Origin of the sequence: Amycolatopsis sp. NPDC051106, assembly GCF_040682775.1 — a bacterium.
GTDB lineage: Bacteria > Actinomycetota > Actinomycetes > Mycobacteriales > Pseudonocardiaceae > Amycolatopsis.
In genome coordinates this window covers 13490-28636 of the sequence record NZ_JBFBBQ010000014.1, presented here as the reverse complement: position 1 = coordinate 28636, position 15147 = coordinate 13490, and the positions used below count along the sequence as shown (strand labels likewise).

14 protein-coding genes and 1 pseudogene are annotated in these 15147 nt (G+C 70.1%); 4 read left to right on the top strand and 11 right to left on the bottom strand.

The window, feature by feature from the left end; all coding sequences use genetic code 11:
- Positions 1-218 precede the first annotated feature (218 nt).
- Positions 219-1637, top strand: a complete 1419-nt coding sequence (locus AB0M83_RS13795) for an FAD-binding oxidoreductase (protein WP_364516936.1) — start codon at positions 219-221, stop codon at positions 1635-1637.
- Here the strand turns inward: AB0M83_RS13795 and AB0M83_RS13790 are convergent.
- Together AB0M83_RS13790 and AB0M83_RS13785 are read right to left on the bottom strand one after the other, a co-directional pair.
- On the bottom strand, positions 1615-2169 hold the full coding sequence (locus AB0M83_RS13790) for a gamma-glutamylcyclotransferase family protein (protein ID WP_364516737.1): 555 nt from the start codon (positions 2167-2169) through the stop codon (positions 1615-1617). The genes AB0M83_RS13795 and AB0M83_RS13790 overlap by 23 nt on opposite strands.
- Before the next feature lie 65 nt (positions 2170-2234).
- Complete coding sequence (locus AB0M83_RS13785) at positions 2235-3332, bottom strand: S-(hydroxymethyl)mycothiol dehydrogenase (RefSeq protein WP_364516735.1); 1098 nt, start codon at positions 3330-3332, stop codon at positions 2235-2237.
- A 160-nt stretch (positions 3333-3492) separates the two neighbouring features.
- Between AB0M83_RS13785 and fdxA the strand changes: the two are divergent.
- Positions 3493-3813, top strand: a pseudogene (fdxA, locus tag AB0M83_RS13780) (ferredoxin); the annotation flags it as partial.
- A 121-nt stretch (positions 3814-3934) separates the two neighbouring features.
- Here fdxA and AB0M83_RS13775 read toward each other — a convergent pair.
- Positions 3935-4795 (bottom strand): sigma-70 family RNA polymerase sigma factor, encoded by an 861-nt coding sequence (locus AB0M83_RS13775; RefSeq protein WP_364516733.1) that lies wholly within the window; start codon positions 4793-4795, stop codon positions 3935-3937.
- Between the two features lie 76 nt (positions 4796-4871).
- Between AB0M83_RS13775 and AB0M83_RS13770 the strand changes: the two genes are divergently transcribed.
- Positions 4872-5321, top strand: a complete 450-nt coding sequence (locus tag AB0M83_RS13770) for a carboxymuconolactone decarboxylase family protein (RefSeq protein WP_364516731.1) — start codon at positions 4872-4874, stop codon at positions 5319-5321.
- 58 nt (positions 5322-5379) lie between these two features.
- Here AB0M83_RS13770 and AB0M83_RS13765 read toward each other — a convergent pair whose 3' ends face one another.
- The 8 genes from AB0M83_RS13765 to AB0M83_RS13730 form a co-directional block, all read right to left on the bottom strand.
- Complete coding sequence (locus AB0M83_RS13765) at positions 5380-6642, bottom strand: peptidase C39 family protein (RefSeq protein WP_364516729.1); 1263 nt, start codon at positions 6640-6642, stop codon at positions 5380-5382.
- A 71-nt stretch (positions 6643-6713) separates the two neighbouring features.
- A complete protein-coding gene (locus AB0M83_RS13760) occupies positions 6714-7115 on the bottom strand; it encodes a PaaI family thioesterase (RefSeq protein WP_364516728.1) in 402 nt (133 codons plus the stop codon).
- 56 nt (positions 7116-7171) lie between these two features.
- Positions 7172-8899: a TIGR03767 family metallophosphoesterase gene (locus AB0M83_RS13755; protein WP_364516726.1), complete on the bottom strand. Its 1728-nt coding sequence runs from the start codon at positions 8897-8899 to the stop codon at positions 7172-7174.
- 153 nt (positions 8900-9052) lie between these two features.
- Positions 9053-9490, bottom strand: coding sequence for a DUF4190 domain-containing protein (locus tag AB0M83_RS13750; protein WP_364516724.1), 438 nt, complete (start codon positions 9488-9490; stop codon positions 9053-9055).
- Positions 9491-9650: 160 nt separating this feature from the next.
- Complete coding sequence (locus tag AB0M83_RS13745; RefSeq protein WP_364516934.1) at positions 9651-10433, bottom strand: carbohydrate ABC transporter permease; 783 nt, start codon at positions 10431-10433, stop codon at positions 9651-9653.
- Between the two features lie 29 nt (positions 10434-10462).
- Positions 10463-11359, bottom strand: a complete 897-nt coding sequence (locus AB0M83_RS13740; RefSeq protein WP_364516722.1) for a sugar ABC transporter permease — start codon at positions 11357-11359, stop codon at positions 10463-10465.
- Positions 11356-12645: a sugar ABC transporter substrate-binding protein gene (locus AB0M83_RS13735; protein ID WP_364516720.1), complete on the bottom strand. Its 1290-nt coding sequence runs from the start codon at positions 12643-12645 to the stop codon at positions 11356-11358. The genes AB0M83_RS13740 and AB0M83_RS13735 overlap by 4 nt, the downstream gene beginning before the upstream one ends.
- A gap of 100 nt (positions 12646-12745) precedes the next feature.
- On the bottom strand, positions 12746-14374 hold the full coding sequence (locus tag AB0M83_RS13730; RefSeq protein WP_364516718.1) for a long-chain fatty acid--CoA ligase: 1629 nt from the start codon (positions 14372-14374) through the stop codon (positions 12746-12748).
- Between the two features lie 446 nt (positions 14375-14820).
- Here AB0M83_RS13730 and mihF point away from each other — a divergent pair, with 446 nt between their 5' ends.
- On the top strand, positions 14821-15132 hold the full coding sequence (gene mihF, locus AB0M83_RS13725) for an integration host factor, actinobacterial type (RefSeq protein WP_026468624.1): 312 nt from the start codon (positions 14821-14823) through the stop codon (positions 15130-15132).
- The last annotated feature ends 15 nt before the right edge of the window (positions 15133-15147 follow it).

The window sequence follows — 15147 nt, the reverse complement described above, 5'->3', positions numbered from 1 at the left end:
TATGTCACACTGTATCGGTGAACGCGCTCATTGACCACCGCCTTCGACGGTCTTGGACCTCGGAAGCCGCCGACGCCGCCCGGCTGCCCGCGCGGGCGGCCAAGTGGCTTGAACAGCGTATCGGCCAGACGGCACCCGACGCTGCCCCAGCCGGCGATTTGCCGGTGGAAATACCGTCACCGAAACTGGGCGAATCTGCTCTCGCCGCGTTGTCCGATGTGGTCGGCGCGGAAAACGTGCTGGTGGACGACGCGGCCCGGCTGGCGCGCGCGACCGGGCTGTCCTACCTCGACCTGCTGCGCCGCCGTTCGCCCGGCGCGGACTTCCCGGTGCCCGACGCGGTCGTGCTGCCCGCGGGCCCGGACGAGGTCCAGGCGGTGCTCGACGTCTGCGTCCGGCACGACGTCGGGGTCGTGCCCTTCGGCGGCGGTACCTCGGTCGTCGGCGGGGTCGCGGCGCTGCGCGGCGACAAGGCGTCGGTGATCGCGCTCGACCTCGTCCGGCTCGACGCGCTGGTGTCGGTCGACGCCGAGTCGCGCCTCGCCGTCCTGCAGGCCGGCGTCCGCGGTCCCGAGGCCGAACGCCTCCTCGGCGAGCACGGCCTGACGCTCGGGCACATCCCGCAGTCGTTCGAGCGCGCCACCATCGGCGGCTTCGCGGCGACGCGCTCGGCCGGGCAGGCGTCGTCGGGCTACGGGCGCTTCGAAGACATGGTCAAGGGCGTGCGGCTGGCCACCCCGCGCGGCGAGTGGAAGCTCGGGGTCGCGCCGGCGTCGGCGTCCGGGCCGGACCTGCGCCAGCTCGCGGTCGGCAGCGAGGGGACGCTCGGCGTGATCACCGAGGTGTCGCTGCGGGTGCGCCCGGCGCCGCCGGTCAAGCGCTACGAGGGCTACGCGCTGCCGAGCTGGGACGCGGGCCGGGAGGCCGTCCGCGACCTCGCGCAAAACCACGCGCTCGCCGACGTCACCCGGCTGTCCGACGGGGACGAAACCGAAGTCTCCCTGGCGCTCAACGCCGGTCTCAAGACGACGGCACTGCGCCGCTACCTCGCCGCACGCGGGGTGGCGCGGCCGTGCTTCCTCATCGTCGGCTGGGAAGGTACCGCGCACGACGTGGCGCTGCGCCGCCGCGAGACGACCCGCCGGCTGAAGGCGTCGGGGGCCGTGCGCGTCGGCAAGGCGCTCGGCGAGTCCTGGCGGCACGGCCGGTTCGCCGGGCCCCGGCAGCGGGATGTCCTGATGGGGCAGGGAGTCTGCGTCGAGACGCTGGAGACCGCGGCATATTGGTCCAATGTGGACGAATTGCGCGACGACGTCCGGGCGGCGCTCACGGCGTCGCTGGGCCGGTCGATCGTGATGTGCCACATTTCGCACGCGTACGAGACGGGCGCGTCGCTGTACTTCACGGTCCTGACGGCGCGCGACGAGACCGACCCGGTCGGCCAGTGGCAGCGCGCGAAGGCGGCGGCGTGCGAAGCGATCACCGGGCTGGGCACGATTTCCCACCACCACGCGGTCGGCGTCGACCACGCGCCGTACTTGCCGGCGGAGATCGGCTCGCTCGGCGTCGAAGTGTTGCGCGCGGCGAAGTCCGCGGTGGACCCGACCGGGGTCCTCAACCCGGGGAAGCTGGTCTGAGCACTTCGCACGGGACGCCGTGGCCGTCCGCGGCGACGCCTTCGAGCGCCGCCGCGTCGGCTTGGGGGACGTCGGCGGTGCGCACGGGCTTGCCGTCCACCAGCAGCGGGTAGCGGATGGGTGCGGCGCCGACGTACGTGTGGACCTCGGTCAGCCGGGTGCCGTCTTCGAGCGTGATGTCGGGTTCGGTCAGCCGGGCCAGGTCGTAGCGCGTGCCGCGGCCCTCGCAGCGGTCGAGCACGGCCAGCTGGTCCGGCGTCACGAACCAGATGGCGTGCTCCTCGACGCCGTCCATGGCGGTGAGGGTGGCCGGGCGCTGGTCGTCGACCACGCGGAACCCGGCGGCCCACACCGCGGCGAGCCCGCCGCAGCGCGCGTGCGCGACGACGACCGGTCCTTCGAGCCCGAGCCGCGCGCGCAGCCAGGTGATCTTCGACGGGTTCGCGTTCGAGCCGTAGGCCAGCACGGCCATCCGGTCGCGCCAGCCTTCGGGGGCGGCGTCGAGCGGGTGCCCGACGCCGTCGACGTGCACGAACGAATAGCCCGGCCGGGTGCCCGGATAGGGCTCGGCCGGGTATTCGTCGTCGGTGAACAGGGTCAGAAGGTCACCACGCTGCGCAGGACGTCACCGTGGTGCATGCGCTCGAAGGCCTGCTCGACGCCGTCGACGCCGATGCGCTCGGTGACGAACTTGTCGAGCGGCAACCGGCCCTGCAGGTAGAGGTCCACCAGCATCGGGAAGTCGCGGCTCGGCAGGCAGTCGCCGTACCACGAGGACTTGAGCGAGCCGCCGCGCGAGAAGAAGTCGATCAGCGGCAGGCCGTTCAGGCGCATCTCCGGAGTCGGGACGCCGACGAGCACGACCGTGCCGGCCAGGTCCCGCCCGTAGAAGGCCTGGCGCCACGTCTCCGGCCGGCCGACGGCGTCGATCACGACGTCCGGGCCGAAGCTGTTGGTCGCGTCCTGCATGGCCTCGACGACGGCTTCTTCGCTGAGTCCGCGGCTGTTGACCGTGTGCGTGGCGCCGAAGTCCTTGGCCCACTCCAGCTTCCGGTCGTCCATGTCGATCGCGACGATCGTGGTGGCACCGGCCAGCTTCGCGCCCGCGATGGCCGCGTCGCCGACCCCGCCGCAGCCGATGACCGCGACCGAGTCACCCCGGGTGACGGCGCCGGTGTTGATGGCCGCGCCGAGCCCGGCCATCACCCCGCAGCCGAGCAGCCCGGCGACCGCGGGTTCGGCTTCGCGGTTGACCTTCGTGCACTGTCCGCTGTGGACGAGGGTCTTCTCGAGGAAGGCGCCGACACCGAGCGCGGGCGACAGCTTGGTGCCGTCCTGGAGCGTCATCGGCTGGGTGGCGTTGAACGTCGAGAAGCAGTACCAGGGCTTGCCTCGCTTGCAGGCGCGGCAGGTGCCGCAGACCGCGCGCCAGTTGAGGATGACGTAGTCGCCGGGCTCGAGGTCGGTGACGCCCTCGCCGACGGCTTCGACGACCCCGGCGGCTTCGTGGCCGAGCAGGAACGGGAACTCGTCGTTGATCCCGCCCTCGCGGTAGTGCAGGTCGGTGTGGCAGACCCCGCAGGCCTGCACGTTCACGACGGCCTCACCCGGCCCCGGATCGGGGACGAGGACGGTCTCCAGCGAGACCGGCTCGCCCTTCGCCCGCGAAACGACCCCCTGGACCTCGTACGGCATGCGAATCCACCTTCCGGCTTTGCTGGTTCTGCCCGCAGCTAATCACGGATCATGCGGAGATGGCGACATCCGCATGAGTGAGGTTGGGTGATCGATGCGCAACATGTTGCGTTTTACGCAACTCCTGTCCGGCCGGGGCGGATGTGGCTAGGTTCCTGCCATGGCGTTTGTGATCGGGCAGCCCTGTGTCGACGTCAAGGACCGCGCGTGCGTTAACGAATGTCCGCTGGACTGCATCTACGAGGGCGCCCGGAGCCTCTACATCCATCCGGACGAGTGCTTCGAGTGCGGCGCCTGCGAGGCGGTCTGCCCGGTGGGAGCGGTCTCCTACGTGGAAGACGTCGCGTCCGCGCCGGACAACGGCCTGTTCTTCAGCGAGATCCTCCCCGGGCGCGAGGCACCACTGGGTTCTCCCGGCGGCGCGGCCAAGGTCGGCCCGTTGGACGTGGACACGGTGCAGGTCGCGACGCTGCCGCCGCAGCGTCCGCCCGCACGGCGGCTGCCGCGGGAGAAACACCGGGACGGCGGCTGCGGCTGCGATTCCGGCGGTCGGCGCGCACCGAGCTGACGCGGGGGCGTGCCTCCGGCCCCCGGTTTCCAGCTTATCGGGAGGTGCCGACAGTTCCGGGCGGCCGCGGCAGGTCCATCGACGCCAGCCGGGCCGGGTCCGCGACCGCCGCGATCCCGGCGATCCGGCCGTCGACCACCGTGAACGCCACCACCGACAGCGGTGACCCGTCCGGTCGCCACGCCACCACTCCCGGCAGGCCGCCCACCAGCACCGTGCGGCCGTCCGAAGCCGCGCCGAAGCGGGCGCCCGCCGCGACGTTCGTGGCTCCCAGGACCACCACCACGCCGTCCGGGGTGTCGACCGTCAGCTTGACGTCGGGGTCGAGCACGCGCAGCAACCCCTCGAAGTCGCCGTCGCGGGCCGCTCGGAGGAACGCGTCCACCACCTCTCGCTGCCCGGGCCCGGCGGACGGCGGCGGCGTCGGCGTCCGGACCTTCCGGCGGGCCCGGCTCGCGAGCATCTTGCTGGCGGCGGGGGACTTGCCCAGGATCCGGCCGATCTCCTCGAACGGCACCGCGAACAGGTCGTGCAGCACGAACGCCAGCCGCTCGCCCGGCCCCAGCGACTCGAGGACGACCAGCAGCGCCAGCCCGACCGAATCCGCCAGAGTGACGTCGTCCTCGGGGCCTTCGTCGACCGCCACGACGATCTCGTCGTAGGGCGCCTCGGGCCGGGACCGGCGCGAGCGCAGGACGTCCAGGCTGATCCGGCCGACCACCGTGGTCAGCCAGCCGTCCAGGTTCCGGATGGTCCCGGCGTCCTGGCGCGACAGCCGCAGCCAAGCCTCCTGGACGACGTCCTCGGCGTCGGCGTGCGAGCCGAGCACCCGGTGGGCCACCGCGCGCAGCCGGTCGCGCTGCGCTTCGAAGGCCTCGGTCACCGTGTCGGGCATGTCGTTACCTTCCTCCGTTCCGCTCCGTCGTGGGGATGACGGGCCCGGAGGGGCATAGGTAACAACCGGAGGACCGATGGAAGCACGGCTGAAGGACTCGGGGAACCCCGAGGTGTTCGGAGCGATCCAGCAGATCATCAAGGCGGTGCGCGGCGGGGGCGTCGACCCGCTGGTGCTCGAGCTGGTCCACCTGCGGGCCAGCCAGATCAACGGCTGCAGCCCGTGCGTTTACGGCGGCGTCCAGTCGGCGAAGAAGCACGGCGAGACCGAGGAACGGCTGCACAACGTCGTCGCGTGGCGGGAGACGCCGTTCTACACGGAGCCGGAGCGGGCGGCGCTCGCGCTGACGGAGGCCGCGACGCGCCTCCAGGACGGCGAGCCGGGGGTGACGGACGAGATCTGGGCAGCGGCGGCGAAGCACTTCGACGAGAAGCAGCTGTCGGCGATCACCCTGAACATCGCGCTCACCAACTTCTTCAACCGGATCAACCGCACGACGCGGCAGCAGGCCGGCGCGACCTGGTGAAAAGCCGTGAAGGCCTCCTTACCGGCCATCGACGCCGGCAAGGAGGCCTTCACGGCCCTCAAGCCGGGGTGATGATGTACGCGATGCCGCCGGGGCCGCTGGCGACGGTTCCGTCGGCCCGGTACCGCTTCGTCCGCTGCCAGATCTTCTCGAACTGGTCGCGCTTGTACACGTTCCGCACCCGGTCGTTGCTGCTGGACGCCGGGTCGTTCGCGATCACGTCGCCGTCCTTCGTGAAGCCGACGACCACCATGATGTGCCCGGCCGTCCCGTACCCCGCGCCGTCCAGCTCCGAAGCCAGGAACGACTGCGACGTGATCACCGGGATGCCGCGCGCGATGTACCCCTCGAGCTCGTTCAGCGAGTGCAGCCGCGTGATGTGCCCGCGCAGCCCGCGCGACGCCGCGTACGCCGTGTTGAACGGCCAGTTGCCGGTGCCGTCGTACGCGTGGTCGTACGTGTAACGCGCCGCGAAGGCCACCGACGGGTCGACGTAGTCCGCCGGGATCCAGGACATCTCCGCCGCCGACGGCTTCTTGCCCCAGTACTCGGCCACCATCTCGGTCGACGTCGGGCTGCACCACGCCTCGCCGCCCCCGCCGTACTGCGGGAACTGTCCCTTGTGGAGGTTCTGTGCGTAGGCGGGCACCTTGAGCTCGATGCCGGTGGCACGGCCCGGCTTGGTCGTCTGGACGTCGAAGCGGTCCGGCACCGCCGAAGTCATCGCGCCCAGCGACGTCACCGACGGCGTCGCGTGCGAGCCCTTCTCCCGGTAGAGGCTGATCCGCAGCTTGTACGACTTCAGCGTCACGCCGGTCTTCGTGACGAGCGTGTCGACGTCGACGGCGGCGTTCGCGTCGTCCTGGCCGTCGACGCTGGTGCGCAGGATGTCGGCGTCGCCGCTGGCCCAGCGGCCCATCACGTACCAGCCGGTTTCGGCGCCCGTCGAGGTCCGGCCCTGCGCCTCGACCTGCAGCCAGGTCTTCGCCGGCGTCTGCGCGTTCCACGACGCGACCAGCTGCGTCGCGCCGAAGCCCGGCCGGTACGACGGCGACGTCCACTGGCCGTACTCGTAGGTTCTCGTCGTGCCCAGCTCCGGCTCGGTGTGCTCGACCGTGCCGGCCGGGCGCGTGATGCGCAGGCCGTCACGGGTCAGCGCGAGGCCGTCGAAGCCGCCTTCGTGGAAGCGGCCGCCGTTCCACTCGTGGTAGTCGATCGCCTCGTCGTCGTGGGGCCGGGCGGGCGAGGCCTCGGCGACTTGCGCGGTTACCGCCGTCAACACGACTACCGACAATAAGGTGAACAACTTGCGTACGCGCATCCCGGCTCCCTGATAGACCCACCCAGTAGGCAGGGATTTTCGCCGGTCGGGCCGGGTCTGTAAACAGGTACCTACAGGACGGCCTGCGTCTGTGTCACTTTCGCGACCAACTTGCCGTCGTCGTCGTGGATTTCGGTCTCCACGACGACGAACTTGCGGCCGGCGTGCAGTGGCCTGGCCGACGCGACGGCGTGGCCCGAACGCACCGCGCGCAGGAAGTTCGTCTTCGACTCGACGGTCGTCGTGCCCTGCGCGCCCTCGGGCAGGTTGAGGAACGCGCACACGGCGCCGGTCGAGTCGGCCAGCGCCATGAGCGCGCCCCCGTGCAGCGCGTCGCCGAGCGTGCAGAGGCTTTCGTCCCACTTCAGCCGGCTGCGGACGAGCGCCGGGCCGTGTTCCAGCACCTCGACGCCGAGGCGCTCGGAGAACGGCATGGAACGGTGGAACAGCTGCGTGCCCTCGGGATCACTCATGCCCCGCAGCCTGCCCGAAGACCGGCCGCGGGGCGATTACCTCGCGGGTAACGCGCTCAGCTCAGCGGGTTGACGAGCAGCAGTTCCGTGTTGTGGTCCGCGGCGTCCCCGACGCGGCCGAGGTCGACGTGGATGTCGTTGTAGGACAGCTCGCGGTACAGCGACGCAAGCGCTTGCGGCGTCCGCGCGTCGTAGTCCACGGCGTACGGTGCCTCGGCCTCGATCAGGGTCGTGAACAGCGACAACGTGCCGTCGGCGTTGTCCGCGACCTCGACGATCCGGGCGTGCTGCGGGAAATCGACGTGCGACGCCGTGTTGATCTCCCAGAAGCTCTGCTTCGGCGTGGTGCCGGCGTGCGCGGTGATCTTGTTGAGGTGCGTGTGGCCGTTGACCCACGCCAGCACGTTCGGGAACCGCTTGAGCAGCCCGACGAACGCGTTGCCGTCCAGGCGCGGGTCGAGCAGGTGGCGCGAGTCGGGCAGCACGTTGCCCATCGTGCCGCTGGTGTGGTGGCTGAACAGGAGGAACAGTTCGTCGGTGACGTCGTGGGTGACCTTGCGGCCGAAGAAGTCGTAGTACGTCGAGCTGTTGCGCTTCAGCGTCGCTTCGACCCAGGTGAACTGCGCCAGGCCGATCGAGCCGTCGGCGAACCCGGCGTCGGTCGTCGTGTCGAGGCTGATCCCGGTGATGCCCGGCGCGATCCGGAACGTGTAGTAGACGTTCTTGCCGTCGGCGTTCGCGCTGGTGAAGCCGTGCCCGACCGGGCCGGGACCGGTGTTCGCGGCATCGAGGTGCGCCTGCACGAACTGGCCGGTGGTGAACGGGCGGCGCCGCGCGTCCGGCGTGATCTCGCGGATCGTGCCGCTGCCGCCGAACAGCTCGGCGACCGGCACGCTGGAGCCGGGCTTCTTGAGGGCGTCGGCGAGCTTCTTCGCGGTGCTCTCGTCCTTGCCGATGACCTTGTACTTGCCGGTGTAGAAGGCATCGATGCCGGGGATCTGCGCCGGCAGCGAGCCGACGATGCTGTCGTCGTGGTTGCCGAACGTGCAGTACCACGGGACGTCGAGGCCGGGCGCGGTGAACGTCTTGATGCCCGCTTCGAGCAGGCCGGGCAGCTGCGGGAAGCCCTTGGCGGAGTAGTCGTCGCCGACGCCCGCGATCGACGGGTTCCAGAACTCCTTGTTGCCGGAGCTCTGGACGCCTTCGTAGGCGTTCGTGGCGCCGGAGTTCGGCGTGACGCTGCCGCCGTTGAGCACCTTGAGGAACCAGTCGAGCTCGATCAGCTCGTGGTTGTCGGTGTTGTCGCCGGTCGTGACCATGAGGTCGAACGGCCGGCCGGTGAACGGGCCCTGTCGGACGCTGTTGACGCGTTCGACGAGCGCGGAGGTGGCGACGGTGCCGAGCGCCTCCTGCGGCCGGTGCGCGGAGCCGATGAAGGGGTGCAGGTACTCGAAGCGCGCGGGGCTCTCGGTGTCGGTGATGTGCAGGTCGGTGAACTGCACGAACGCGCTGAGGGCGCGGCGCCGGTCGTCGCGGCCGGTCTGCGGGGTCGCGAGGTCGCTCCGGACGACCAGCGGCCAGCCGGGCCCGGCGGACAGGCGGCTGTAGGTCCCGGTGCCGCTGCCGGTAGCGACCTGTTCGAGGGTCGTGCCGGCGGTGCTGACCGAGCGGGTGCTCGTGCGCCGCAGGGCGCGGTCGAGGGCGTTCGCGGTGGGCGTGCACAGCAGGAGTCCGAGACCGGCGGCGCCCGCGGTGGCGAAGGTGCGCCGGGTGAGTTCGGCCATGGTTGTTCGCTCCCCAGTTTCTCGGTTGCCCAGCACCGTGCCGGACACCGGTGTCCGGGCGGTGAACGTGACGTTTCGAGTCACCTTGTCACAGGCGTCGGGGTGGGGTGTACCGCCGAAGGTCGTGGTCGATTCAGCCGAGAGGAGGAGCGTTCAGCAGGCGTAGGTGCAGGCGGCCGTGCCGGCCGCCGCCATGATGCCGAAGAAGAACAGCATCACGATCACTGCCGGGATCACCGCGATGATGCCGCACACCAGGCCCGCGATGCCCATGCCCTTGCCCGTGTAGCCCGGCCGGTCGGCCTGGACCATGCCACCCCACGACAGGCCGATCGCCAGGAACCCGAGGACCAGGTCGACGAACGGGACCCAGAACAGGACCAGGGCGACGATGCCGACGACCATGCCCCCCACCGCCATCCCGCTGGTGACCAGCGGCTGGTACCCCGGGTAGGCGCCGTAGCCGGGCTGGGGGCCGTACCCCGGATACGGTTGCGCCGCGTAGGGCTGCACCGCGTACTGCGGCGCCGAAGGCGGGTACGCCGGGTTGACCGGCTGCTGATCCGGCTGGTAAGGGTCGTAACTGGTCACCGCGCACCTGCTTCTGTCGGTCCAAAGCAGAGTCGCCCGGACGGCCTCGCACGTTACCAATCCGGCCTGAGGCAGGCCGACCCCCGCAGCGGCACGCAACCGTTCCTCCCAGCTGGTTCGGCCGTGACTGTGGGCGGATTGGTAACCAACGGCACAGTACTCAGCCGGTCAGGCCTGACTCCGTCACCCCTCGCACCAGGTACCGCTGCAGGAACGCGAACAGCAGCACGATCGGCAGGATCGACACCGCCGCGGCCAGGAAGAGCAGGTTCAGCTGCGGGTTCTGGGCCGTCAGCAAGCCCGACAGCGCCACCTGGACGGTCCACGAATCGGGGGACTGGGCGATGATCAGCGGCCACAGGAACGCGTTCCAGCTGCCGATCACCGTGATGACCGCGATCGCCGCGAAGAAGCCCCTCGAGTTCGGCGCCACGATCCGCCAGAACACGCCCCAGCGCGTCAGCCCGTCCACCCGCCCGGCCTCCTCCAGTTCGCGCGGGAAGTCCAGGAAGTACTGGCGGAACAGGAACACGCTGAACGCGCTGAACAGCCCGGGGATCACCAGCCCGCGGAAGTCCGACAGCCAGCCGAGCGTCGAGACCACCACGAAGCTCGGCACGAACGTCACCGACGTCGGGATCATCAGCGTCGCCAGGACCGCGTAGAACACGATCCGGGAATGCCGGTACGGGATCCGCGCCAGGCCGTAGCCCGCCAGCGAGCAGACCACCAGCAGGCCGACCGTCTGCAGCACCGCCACGATCGCGGAGTTCAGCAGGCTGCGCGCGAAGGGGACGTCGTCGAGTGCGAACAGCTTCGAGAAGTTCTCCCAGTGCACGGTGGCCGGGAAGAACGTCCACTGTGGAGCGGTGAGCTCCGCCCGCGACGCCAGGCCGTTGCGCACCAGCAGGTAGAACGGCAGCAGGAACAGCACCGCCGCCACCGTCAGCGCCGTCCACCGGAAGAAGGCCTTCACGACACACGTCCGAAGCGGAAGACCCGGCCCTGCAGCAGCGTCACCAGCGCGATGATCAGCGCCAGGATCACCGCGCCCGCGCTGCCGCGGCCGAGGTCCTGGCCGCCCGACCCCAGCGACGTGTAGTAGAGGTACACCAGCGGCGGCCGGGCGAACGGCGGGTAGCCGCGGGAGTCGCCCATGATGTTGTAGAACTCGTCGAACGCCTGGTACGCGTTGATCAGGTTCAGCAGCAGCACCGCCACGGCGGTCGCGCGCAGCTGCGGCAGCGTGATGTACCGGAACACCTGCCAGCCCGGCTTCGCGCCGTCGAGCCAGGCCGCTTCGTACAGGTGGTGCGGGATCCGCTGCAGCGCCGCGATGAACAGGATCATGTAGAACCCGAGCTGCAGCCACAGCCGCGCGGTCACCAGCACGATCCAGTACAGCGGCGGGTGCACCGTGCCGGTCCAGGCCACCGGGTCCGCGCCGAACAGGCCGAGCACCGTGTTCGCCAGCCCGTAGCGGACCCCGGAGAACAGCGACGTCTTCCAGATCAGCGACGCCACGACGTAGGAGCACGCGAACGGCAGGAAGAACACCGACCGGAAGAACGCCCGCGCGAACCGGAGCTGGTTGACGCCGAGCGCGAGCGCCAGCGACAGGACGAACGTCAGCGGCACGATGAACACCGCGAACACACTGAAGGTGCCCAGGCTCGACAGGAACGGCTCGTCGGTGAGCATGTGCCCGTAGTTGTCCAGCCCGACGAACTCCGTCGGCGTCACCGTGTTGCGCGCGTCGAAGAAGGACAGGTACGCGCTCCAGCCGATCGGCAGGTACGCGAACACCACCAGCCCGATCAGGAACGGCCCGACGAACAGCCAGAACGTACGCGCGTCGCGCCGCTTCATCCGAACAGGCGCTTGAGCTCGGCCTTGGCCACCTCGACCGCCGTCTTGGTCTGCGCGACCGGGTCCGCCCCCTCCTTCGCGATCTTCGCGACCGCGTCGGACAGTGCCGTGTTCGACTGCTGGGTCCACACCGGACCGCCGACCAGGTGGCTGTTCTCCTTGACGAACCGGGCGGCGTCGGCGGCCGGGCCCGACTTGAGGCTGTCCGCGCGGTCGGCGAGGCTCTGGCGCGCCGGGACGTGGAAGCCGAACTTCGTCGCGAACTCCAGCTGGTCGTCGGTCTTGTCGACCCACAGCCACTTCACGAACGCCTTGGCCTCGGCGACGTGCTCGCTCTTGGCGTTCACCATCGCGCCGTACGCGCCGACCGGCACCGACGGCGCGCCGCTGCCGTCCAGCCGCGGGAACGGCAGCACGCCGAAGTCGTCGTCGAGCGCGTCGCGGATCTTCGGCACGTTCCACAGCCCGGTCCACTGCATCGCCGCGAGCCCGTCGACGAACGCGCCCGGGTCGGACCAGTCGGCCGGCGCGCCGAGCAGCAGCGAACCGCCGGCGTTGAGCGTGTGCAGCTTGGCCAGCGCGGTCGCCGCGCGCGGGTCGTCGAAGCCGACCTCGCGGTTGCCGTTCTTCAGGTAGTCGAGGCCGGCCGACCACAGCAGCGGGCCGGTGAGCACGCCGACGCCGCCGTCGTTGCCCGCGAAGAAGCCCTTGACGCCGTCCTTGGAGAGCCTGGCGGCCGCGTCGACCAGTTCGTCGACCATCTGCGGCGGCTGCACGCCCGCGGCCTGCAGCAGGCTCTTGCGGTAGAAGAGCACCTGCGTGTCGATGGCCTGCGGGATGCCGTAGACCTTGCCCTCGACGGTCTGCGCGGCGAGCACGGCCGGGCTGAAGTCACCCTTGACCGGGCCGAGGACGTCGTCGAGCGGCACCACCTGGTTCTGCCGCACCCAGTCGATCTTGACCTGCGCCTCGAAGACGTCCGGCACCTTGCTGTTCTGCAGCGCGGTGACGATCTTCGAGTCGTAGTCGCCCGGGTTCCACTGCACGTCGACCGTGGCGCCCGGGTAGGTCGCGGCGTACCGCTTGACCGCTTCCTGGACGCCGTCTTCGCCGTACGCGTGGTACCACTGCTGGAGCGTGACCTTGGGGGCGTCCGACGGCGGCGGGCCCGCCGAGTACGCCGTCGAGGGCGGCGGCGTGCCCTGCCGCCCGGTGTTCGACCCGCACGCCGTCGCCAGCGCGCCCAGTCCCGCGAGCGCGAGGAAACTCCGCCTGTTCCGCTGCATCCCCAGTACTCCTCCGACGTGCTCTGAAGGCCACCATGAGGGCGCTAGATTCCCTCATGGTGGCCTTCAGGGGCTTGAAGACTCGCCGGAGATTTACCCGTTAGAGCTGTGCGATGTCGAGCTTTCCCTCGGAGTAGGACGCGCGGATCCGCTTCTTGTCGAACTTGCCGACGCTCGTCTTGGGCACTTCGTCCACGAACGTCCAGTTCTCCGGCAGCTGCCACTTCGCGACCTTGTCGCCGAGGAACTCGCGCAGCTCCTCCGGCGTGGCCGTCTGACCCTCCTTGAGCACGACGGCGACCAGCGGCCGCTCGTCCCACTTCTCGTCCGGGATGCCGACGACCGCGGCCTCGGCCACCGCCGGGTGACCCATGACCTGGTTCTCCAGGTCGACCGAGGAGATCCACTCGCCGCCGGACTTGATGACGTCCTTGGCGCGGTCGGTCAGCGTGAGGTAGCCGTCGGCGCTGATCTTGCCGACGTCACCGGTGCGCAGCCAGCCGTCGTGGAACTTGTCCGGGTCGACCTCCGCGCCGCCGTAGTACGCGCCGGCGATCCACGGGCCCTGGACCTCGAGCTCGCCCACGGCCTCGTTGTCCCAGGGCAGCACGGCGCCGTCGTCGTCGATCAGCCGGGCCCGCACGGAGGCCGGGAAGCGGCCCTGCGTGTAGCGGTAGCGCCAGGCTTCCTCGCCGGTCGCGGTGGCGGGCGGCCGGGCGACGCTGCCCAGCGGCGACGTCTCGGTCATGCCCCAGGCGTGCAGGATCGAGACCTGGTGCTTCTCCTCGAACGCGTGCATCAGCGACGGCGGCACCGCCGACCCGCCGACGACGACCTCGCGCAGGTGCGAGATGTCCTGCGGGTTCGCGTCGAGGTGGGCGAGCAGTCCCTGCCAGACGGTCGGGACCGCGCCGGCGAACGTCGGCTTCTCGGCCGCCAGCAGCGCGGCGATCGGCGCCGGCTGGAGGAACCGGTCCGGCATCACCAGCGACGCGCCGACCATCAGCGCCGCGTACGGCAGGCCCCACGCCATGGCGTGGAACATCGGCACGATCGCCAGCGCCGTGTCGCTCTGCGCGAGGTTCATGCTGTCGCTCATGCAGACCTGCATCGAATGCAGCCAGATCGAGCGGTGTGAATAGGCGACGCCCTTGGGGTCACCCGTCGTGCCGGAGGTGTAACACATCGCGGCGGCCGAACGCTCGTCCACGTCCGGCCAGTCGAAGGTGTCCGGCTGGGCGGCCAGCAGCGCGTCGTAGGCGTGGACCTCGACGCCGTCGGGCGCTTCGAGGGCCGCGGCGTCGCCGTTGGCCACGATGACGTGCCGGACCGTCTTGAATTGGGGCAGCTGCTTCGCCAGCAGCGGGACCAGCGTGCCGTCGACGATGACGACGTGGTCCTCGGCGTGGTTGGCGACGAACACCAGCTGCTCGGGGAACAGCCGGATGTTCAGGGTGTGCAGCACAGCGCCCATCGCCGGGACGGCCAGGTAGGCGGCCATGTGCTCGGCGTTGTTCCACATGAACGTGCCGACACGCTGGTCGCCTGTCACGCCGAGGCTCCGGAGCGCGTTCGCGAGGCGCGCGGCGTTGCGGCCGAGGTCGCCGTACGTCTCACGACGCGCTTCTGAACCGGTCCAGGTGATGACTTCGCTCGCCGAGTGCACCGATGTGCCGTGGCGGAGCAGGTTCGCCAGCGACAGCTGGCCGTCCTGCATGGTGCTCAACATGGTCGCTCCCGGGGGTCGTTCGCCGGTGAACTGGGGGTTGCGCCGACTCTAGTGCGGATCGGGTGAAGCGGGCATGGTCAACAACGGCTCCGTTCGGTCACGGTCGTCGCCCGATCGCGCGACGACCGAACGATGATCATGATCGACAATTTCTGCGCTTTTCCTTGTGGGCAAGGAAATACGCCACGGAACTCGTTGTAGTGGAGGCTTCACTTCCGGGTGAGCAGGGCCACCCGGGACGCTCATTGGGAGCGTTTCCGCAGGCCGGAGCGGGTTGCCCGGTATCACCTCCGGGGGTATTAAGTGCGTGTCGGTTGCACGGCCGAGAACCCGGTGGCGTTTACTGGGGCCGTGGTAAGAGACGGCTGGCCAGCGCTTGCAGGAGCAAGCGCACCGAAAAGCCGTCGGCCGCGAAAGCGGAGACCTGAGAGGAAAGGACTACTACGTTGGCTCTGCCTACGTTGACTCCGGAGCAGCGCGCCGATGCACTCGCCAAGGCGGCCGAGGCTCGCAAGGCGCGTTCGGAGCTGCTCGCGTCGATCAAATCCGGCAAGGAGAGCATCGAGAAGGTGCTCAAGCAGGCCAAGGAGAACAAGACGATCGGGAAGACGAAGGTCACCCAGCTGCTGAAGGCCGTCCCCGGCCTCGGCGCGGTGAAGGTCGCCGCCCTGCTCGAGCAGGCCGGCATCGACCCGGACCGGCGCGCCGCCGGCCTGGGCGAGCGCCAGCGCGAGGCGCTCATCGACGCGCTGAAGTAGCTTCTCCCCTGGAGC

Coding starts and splice junctions, on each gene's coding strand:
- AB0M83_RS13785 (WP_364516735.1), bottom strand. CDS start 3,332: ATGCCGTACGAGGTCCAGGGGGTCGTTTCGCGGGCGAAGGGCGAGCCG.
- AB0M83_RS13775 (WP_364516733.1), bottom strand. CDS start 4,795: ATGCCCGACACGGTGACCGAGGCCTTCGAAGCGCAGCGCGACCGGCTG.
- AB0M83_RS13770 (WP_364516731.1), top strand. CDS start 4,872: ATGGAAGCACGGCTGAAGGACTCGGGGAACCCCGAGGTGTTCGGAGCG.
- AB0M83_RS13765 (WP_364516729.1), bottom strand. CDS start 6,642: ATGCGCGTACGCAAGTTGTTCACCTTATTGTCGGTAGTCGTGTTGACG.
- AB0M83_RS13760 (WP_364516728.1), bottom strand. CDS start 7,115: ATGAGTGATCCCGAGGGCACGCAGCTGTTCCACCGTTCCATGCCGTTC.
- AB0M83_RS13755 (WP_364516726.1), bottom strand. CDS start 8,899: ATGGCCGAACTCACCCGGCGCACCTTCGCCACCGCGGGCGCCGCCGGT.
- AB0M83_RS13740 (WP_364516722.1), bottom strand. CDS start 11,359: ATGAAGCGGCGCGACGCGCGTACGTTCTGGCTGTTCGTCGGGCCGTTC.
- AB0M83_RS13735 (WP_364516720.1), bottom strand. CDS start 12,645: ATGCAGCGGAACAGGCGGAGTTTCCTCGCGCTCGCGGGACTGGGCGCG.
- AB0M83_RS13730 (WP_364516718.1), bottom strand. CDS start 14,374: ATGTTGAGCACCATGCAGGACGGCCAGCTGTCGCTGGCGAACCTGCTC.